This window comes from Photobacterium arenosum (assembly GCF_014841115.1).
Taxonomy (GTDB): domain Bacteria; phylum Pseudomonadota; class Gammaproteobacteria; order Enterobacterales; family Vibrionaceae; genus Photobacterium; species Photobacterium arenosum.
Genome location: NZ_JACYTP010000004.1, coordinates 388,276 through 395,003, shown reverse-complemented (window position 1 = coordinate 395,003; position 6,728 = coordinate 388,276). Strand labels below are relative to the sequence as shown.

Annotated in this window: 3 protein-coding genes; 1 reads left to right on the top strand and 2 read right to left on the bottom strand. The window is 43.5% G+C overall.

What is annotated here, in order from left to right; translation table 11 throughout:
• Positions 1-241: 241 nt before the first annotated feature.
• Both IFO68_RS09455 and IFO68_RS09450 read right to left on the bottom strand, forming a co-directional pair.
• Positions 242-2,215, bottom strand: coding sequence for a hypothetical protein (locus tag IFO68_RS09455; protein WP_192015666.1), 1,974 nt, complete (start codon positions 2,213-2,215; stop codon positions 242-244).
• Positions 2,216-2,220: 5 nt separating this feature from the next.
• Positions 2,221-5,703, bottom strand: a complete 3,483-nt coding sequence (locus IFO68_RS09450; RefSeq protein WP_192015665.1) for a hypothetical protein — start codon at positions 5,701-5,703, stop codon at positions 2,221-2,223.
• A gap of 142 nt (positions 5,704-5,845) precedes the next feature.
• On the opposite strand from IFO68_RS09450, the gene IFO68_RS09445 reads away from it, so the two are divergent.
• On the top strand, positions 5,846-6,706 hold the full coding sequence (locus IFO68_RS09445) for a helix-turn-helix transcriptional regulator (RefSeq protein WP_192015664.1): 861 nt from the start codon (positions 5,846-5,848) through the stop codon (positions 6,704-6,706).
• Positions 6,707-6,728 lie beyond the last annotated feature (22 nt).

Sequence of the window (6,728 nt, the reverse complement as noted above, 5' to 3'; positions counted from 1 at the left end):
TGCTAGTATGAAGCATGAGAGTTACCTCTTATTGTCTTTGATTACGGATTCAGCACCTTTAATCAAAGTGGGTAACTCTCTTCATTTCAAATTGAAGTGTCAGATCTAGTCAGAACTAATACAAATAACGCTAGCCATGATTTATTTCGCCCTTCTCTGCGGTCAAGAATTTACTGTCCGGAATTAGTTGACCACTACACAAACGGCTCAGTGCGGTCTTTAGCTAAGGCATCATGGTTACCTAATCGTTGTCATACCTCGCCCTATCTTTACATTCAGATAAGTACTTAAACGGAAACGGCTTTACCGTGGCAAGCTTGTTACGAACAAAGTAGCTTTTGGTCAATTCCAAACAGACTTGCTTCAGGTATTCAGGACCTTCGAGGTATCTCAGGTGATTGAACTGCCCTCGGCTAAACTTAAAGCCACCCTTTTCACTTCCAACAAAATAAGCGGAGTGTTCAGCATCATAAAAATGCCCAGTTAAAGCTTCAAGGTATTCGTTGTGCTCACCTTTCAACGAGTAATTGAGCATCACACCGGTTTCTTCAAAGTAACCATCAATGAGTGCTTGCTCTGCTGTCGAGCGATACCCAATTTGTGCGCTTTTAAGGTCTTCTTTGAAAAACTCTTGCTGTAAAGGGTGTGTTTCCAACATGAACATCAGTTTGTCAGCGATTGGATCGGCGAGATAAGCTGAGCCCGATAGGAACTGATCGATGAACTCTCGGCTTATACCGTGTTGATTGCTGTTCTTTAGGTGGTCAAGCACCTCAAAGAGTTTGGCCGCATCAGGAATGGCCGCGATTTCCTCATGAACAATGGTACAGATTTGAGGTGGCTGCTGTGCCATGTCGATCACATAATTTAGTGTTTCAAAATAGCGCTGCTTTTCAGGCAGTTCAATACCGAGTTCATCAAAGTAAAACTCATCTTGCTGCTCATAATGAAAAGTCCCGTTGTTGCATTTCAAGATATGAAAAATCGGCTCCTGGCCACGATACTTGGGATCTTCTCTCTCGACAAACCAATAGTTCCCGTCCAACTCTTGAATTAAAAACTGGTGCTGCAAGCACTCTTGTTTAATCGCGATTTCTTTTACAATGGCGTCGATAATAGGACTCAGCTCATTCCCCTTCGATTTTGGGCGTACAGAGGTAATCGTCGAGTTGTACACGCTTTGCGTCACTCTGTCTAACGAATAAAAGCTCGATTTGGGATCTGATAATCCTGCCTTTTCATAGTCTTCGGCACTGTCTACAACCACAAGTAATGGTTTTCTGGCATCGATATCTAGCACTTCAGTAAATTCAACCAGCACTGGCCATTGCTGTAATTTCAGTTTATCAAAGCCATCGTGTTTTAACGACGCATTCGCTACTTGTAGGCCACCAGCATCATTGATAACTTGATAGATACGCTGATACACCTTTTCAACATCGCGCTTTTTGTAGTGTTCACGCCAGCTTGCCTCGATAGGCTTCAATTGCAGCGTTAAGCCCCCTAAAAAGTGCTTATTCATTAGATCAACGAATTGATAAATGGCACCAGTTTTCGTCTTTTGAAGCGAAATTGGTTCTTGACCGGAAATATCGATCGCATTTGTTGTGAACTTTTTCTTACCAGGGCTATGCACGATAAGATTGCCCTTGGGGTTACGTCGCAATAGCCCACTTTCCATATCGAACTCAAATTTAGCTTGTTTCTCAATGTAACCAGGTGGCTTATATACCGTTTCTATTGGAGAAAATGTCGTCCCATCCATGGCGATAAATAAGGAGTTAAAGCGCACGCTTTCCTTAAGATCAAACTTTAAGCATTTATAAACGCTATGCTCAAAGAACTTATCAGCCTCGACAAAAAGAAACGTCTCCCCAAGCCCTGAAAAAAACATACTTGGTGCTACTTTGCCTAGCGCGCGAACAAAAAGTCGCCCCAATAACAACTGGTCACAATCTTCAAACTCTACTCGTTCGAAGGCGATTTCTGCTGATTCAGGTTTGGGGTTGCCTTGCTTGTCGCGCAAAATCCAATGGTAGCCAGAATGTCGGATAAGCGCTTTGGGCGTAGACGCTCGTTCTACTAAACTCAATTGCTTTGCGTAATCGACTTTCCCCATGCTTTTATCCAATGACGCTTTGTAAATAACGTACTTTTGGCTTAATGCTTCAAAATCAAAAGTTAGATCAATAAGGGTGGTTAAGCTTCGGCTCATTTGCTTCACTCCGCAAATTGGTTCAATAGTTCGAGTAACTGGGTCATTGGAGGGACATTGTTTGTACTCGAAACACTGTCGATGATGCCAGGGATCTCAATAACGTCGGCTAGTTCTGGATTAGCATACGCGACTAACTGCTCCTTATCACTCACATATTTTCGTGAATTTATCCCTTCTGCTCCGCTCCAGATGGTATTGATGTACAACGCTTGCACGAGCTTGTTTGCAAACTCGGCGGGAGGATTCACCCTAATTTTTTCCAACTTGGACTGGCATTTATCCAAGGTATTGTCGTGAACTAAACAGCCCAGTTCTAAATCCCAGTGTTTAACGTCAACTAAAAGAATTCTGTTTCCAAGTTCAATATATCCATCAAACCATTCCATACATCCCTCTGGCATTCTTTGGATCTCGTAACCAAACTCCATCAGAATCGCTCTGACCGCTTCTTCGCCAAGCGCTCCCATGTAGAGATCAAACATGGCCGGCGCTAACACAAACTGAGCACAACCAAATGTGGTCGCAAACCCGCTCGCTTCGAAATAGGCTGCAACTAAATCGTTCTGCATAAGCAAAGGCAGACGCGCCGACTGCTCGGATACTTCTCGCAAACTGGATACATCCGCCGGGTTAATGAAAATTTCGGTAATTCCTTTCTCATCGGAATAGTCGATTTGATACTGATACTGGCCTAAAGGCTCCTGCACATCGATGTAGTAGCGAACTTCCTCGCCTGTTGGCGATAGTGATATCGCTGGTTTTTTTAGCATCCAGGTCCGTAATCTCTCGTACTGACCAATTGCATTTTCGTTTTGGTGCTCATACACACTAGTGACGAGCCTTTGGATATGCGCATAATTTCGTGAAGCCCTTGGGTGATAGGACATGCATTGTTTTTCATTGTCCAGTACTTTGTAGCGCTGTTTGATATCCATTATCAATGCTTGATACTCATGCGACAGAAAGGAAAGGTTTCGGCTGTCTTTGGCCAGTGTTTCAACGAAATCAGCGACCGCGTCATACATGATAGTGATTTCACTTTGCTTCCACTCAGTACGACACATTCTGCCAATCGCTTGCTCGATGAAACGGTAAACGGCATATCGGTAGTCTTCGCTCCCTTTGTAGGTACTGATCATTGAACTCACCGCATAACCATTAACTTTAGGTGAAATGAGAGACTTAAGTTTCGATTTAACCTCGTTGGCGACGACAATGCCTTTTTCGTGAAGCATTAATACATCGTGGATATTCTTTTTAATAGCAAGATCTCGCTCCTTCACAACCAGATCTTCGCCAACTCGACTACCAATCAAACTCATAGGTTGCTCTAAGTAGATAGAATCAATATCCGTTTTGTTCTGGAATGGCTCAACACCTTCAGGACCCACGTAAGTCAACGTAGGATTTTCACCAATTGTGTAAGAGGGTGATAACCCCGCTCCGGTCGCCTGATAATTTGTTATCACCACAATCTTTTTCGTAGTGCTCTCCAATAGGTTTAATATTACTTGGAATTGATCATTCCTGAATGAGGCCGCATTGATATTTTCAAAAATTGTGACACCGTACTTTTGGCCAACACTCACCATAAAATCCATAAATTCAAGATTCTTGTAGCTTTTGTTGAGCATACAAAAATGGTATCGATTACTTGGATGCTGAGAGAACTGCCGGATTGATTCGATCAGCTTATTCGCTCGCTTTACAGCAAACTTTAAATGACTATTATCCACGTTCAAAAGCTTGCACAATTCAATTTCAAGCAATGCCGGGGGCAGCCTTACACCTCTGAATTCTTGATAGAGTTCTGCTACACCACCCCAGGCCACACGCTCAGAAATACCTTTTACGTCTATCTGAATCTGGTTTTCTGCGTATCTGCGCTTATCGCAGTACTCCGCTTGTATTGCCGCTTTCTGTGCAGGATTGAGAAGAACTAACCGTTCAGAAAGAACATCACTTAAGTACTCAAGATCAAAGTTATGAATTGCAGTACGACTTGTGGCGGTCGCACTAACACCAAGCACTCTGGCTCCAGCAAGCACCCAGTGAGCAAGCAACCCTGTTGAAGTTAAAGCCAAATCAAAGGTCGTTGCTCTGGCGGTATTGTCTGTGTCACTGAACTTCGAAATATTGGCGATTTCATACCCACTATCGTGAAAGCTATAGGCTTTGTGTTCCTTTTGAACTTTGAAACTTAGCCTAGCAGAGATTAACGACATGATACTTGGCGTTAGTTCCACCAGCCCCAAGTTATTGAGAATTTTCCCTACAAGATTTTCTGTCGTGTAGGTTTTAGGATCCTCTGTATTCTCTAAGTTCTTTTTCAGCTTAAGAATTGCACTTAGCATGCCATTGCAGAATGTTCTGACCAGTTGGGCGCCATTGTTCACAAATTGTATTGCGCTTTCAGTTCCGCCGGGGCCAATTTCATGGCTACCTAACGCATGGCTAATCTGTGATTTTAACTCTTCATGCTTAAAGTTGATGGCATGAATAGACATTCTGTCAGAGAGAAGTGTGAATATTCGGTTTTGATTTTCACCTCCCGTTTGAATCGTTGCATCTGTGATATACGGGCGGTAGTGCACTTGCCATTTGTCTTTGTAGTCTTCCAATGCACTTCGAAAACGATCAAAGCATTTATCGACTCCATCAAACTCAGACGAACCATGAATCCTGAAACTATCAAAACTCGAATAGAACTTGCGTGTTAGGGCGATAATATCGTAGTCAGAAACGGTATTGATTAAATGGGTAAGAAATTCACTTTGCTGGCGATCAAACTCATCCAGAATCAACAATGAGTTATTCAGAAAATCGCTAACTCTGTAGCTTTTCTCAATGCCATGCCAAGGATAGAGCAACTTGGATGTTGTCAGAAAAAGCACCTGTGTTTTTTCCTGATCTATCCTTCTTGCTGGGAATATTCGGTCTAGAACATCATTTAACTTTACGTCTTTTAATTCCATCCCTCTCAGACATGCCTTGAGCTGAATGAAAATCTTGCCGTGCTGAGCGCGTAACTCATCATCAAATACCGAAGTGTGAGTGCTATTCTTTGCCTGATTTAACAGCGTGACCTTATCGAGTATCGATTTGACGTCTCTTTGCTGCTGTACATCGAGCACCTCGAATATCGTCGCCCAATCCTCCTCTGATAATTCGGCAATGGCTGTATCTTGAGCGGGAATCCAAATGACGTTGCGTTTCAGCTCTGCTTTTCGCTCCTCACTAAGTGCCGCTTTACTGTCGATGCGATCAAGCAATGCCTCATACGCTTCCTTGACGTTAACCCTCAAGTTCGTGGAGTAAATAAGTGTTATCTTCGAATCTGCAATCAGATGTGCTAGTTGAAGCTCAGTGGCTTGATACGTCTTTCCGAGGCCAGTCTGGGCATCAATGATGGCCAAAAAGCCGTCTTTTGACTGGCAGGTTTCAGGTCCTGCCATCTCTAGATAAGTTTCAAGTAATGCACTCATGACCCACGCTCCGATATGATCCTTGCCCTGTCAGTTGTCTACCAACTTGACGGTATAGTGTCTAAAAAATACTATTTCCACATTAGAATCAGGTAAATACTGAGCGTACATACATGTCGAGTAACTGGACAGGAATCGAAGAATGACAAAATGGCCGATTAGGTGGGATTTACTCTTGAGATACCGTGTGATCGAAATTGTGGCGCTTTGGGAGGGTCGATTAACCACCAATCACTTGATACAAAGTTTTGGTATCGGACGCCAACAAGCTTCAAAAGACATCAATTCCTACTTGGCCGACATCGCACCCGGTAACCTTGTTTACGATAAGCACCTAAAAGGCTACAAGCCAAGCAATAGCTTCAGCCCGAAGCTTACTTCGGGTCATGCGGATGAGTACCTGCATATCCTCTCTCGCCGTGAAGACATGACCGTGACATTTGCTGAGCTTGATATGGGGTTTGAACACACTGCGATGATTCGCCCTGTGACACGCAACATATCGCCAGAAGTATTGCGCCCTTTGGTACAAGCCATTCGAGAGAAAAAACGTGTCGACATTTGCTACACATCTTTAAAAAATGGTGAAACAGTAGAAAGGATCATCTCACCCCACACCTTGGTTTGTACACCACTTCGCTGGCACGTTCGTGCCTATTGTGAGCATGCTGATGGTTATCGTGATTTTGTATTGAGTCGTATTCATGGTGTACCAGACATCAATGACAATGCTTCGCACGGAAAGGAAGATGATGCGCTTTGGAATACGGATGTGACGATCGAGCTTATCCCCGATCTCCGTTTTAACGAAAAGCAAAAAGCCGTTATCGAAAAAGATTACGGCATGGTCAACGGCACGCTTTGCATCCCCACCAACGCTTCACTCGTCAGGTACCTCTTGGATGCGTATAACATCGACATACACATGCAAAAAATCAGACCTCAAGGGCAGCAGATTGTGGTGGGTAATATGGATGAGTTGATGGCACATCTGACTTACTAGGAAAAAGGCCGGTCGTTCAGAT

Coding starts and splice junctions, on each gene's coding strand:
- IFO68_RS09455 (WP_192015666.1), bottom strand. CDS start 2,215: ATGAGCCGAAGCTTAACCACCCTTATTGATCTAACTTTTGATTTTGAA.
- IFO68_RS09450 (WP_192015665.1), bottom strand. CDS start 5,703: ATGAGTGCATTACTTGAAACTTATCTAGAGATGGCAGGACCTGAAACC.
- IFO68_RS09445 (WP_192015664.1), top strand. CDS start 5,846: ATGACAAAATGGCCGATTAGGTGGGATTTACTCTTGAGATACCGTGTG.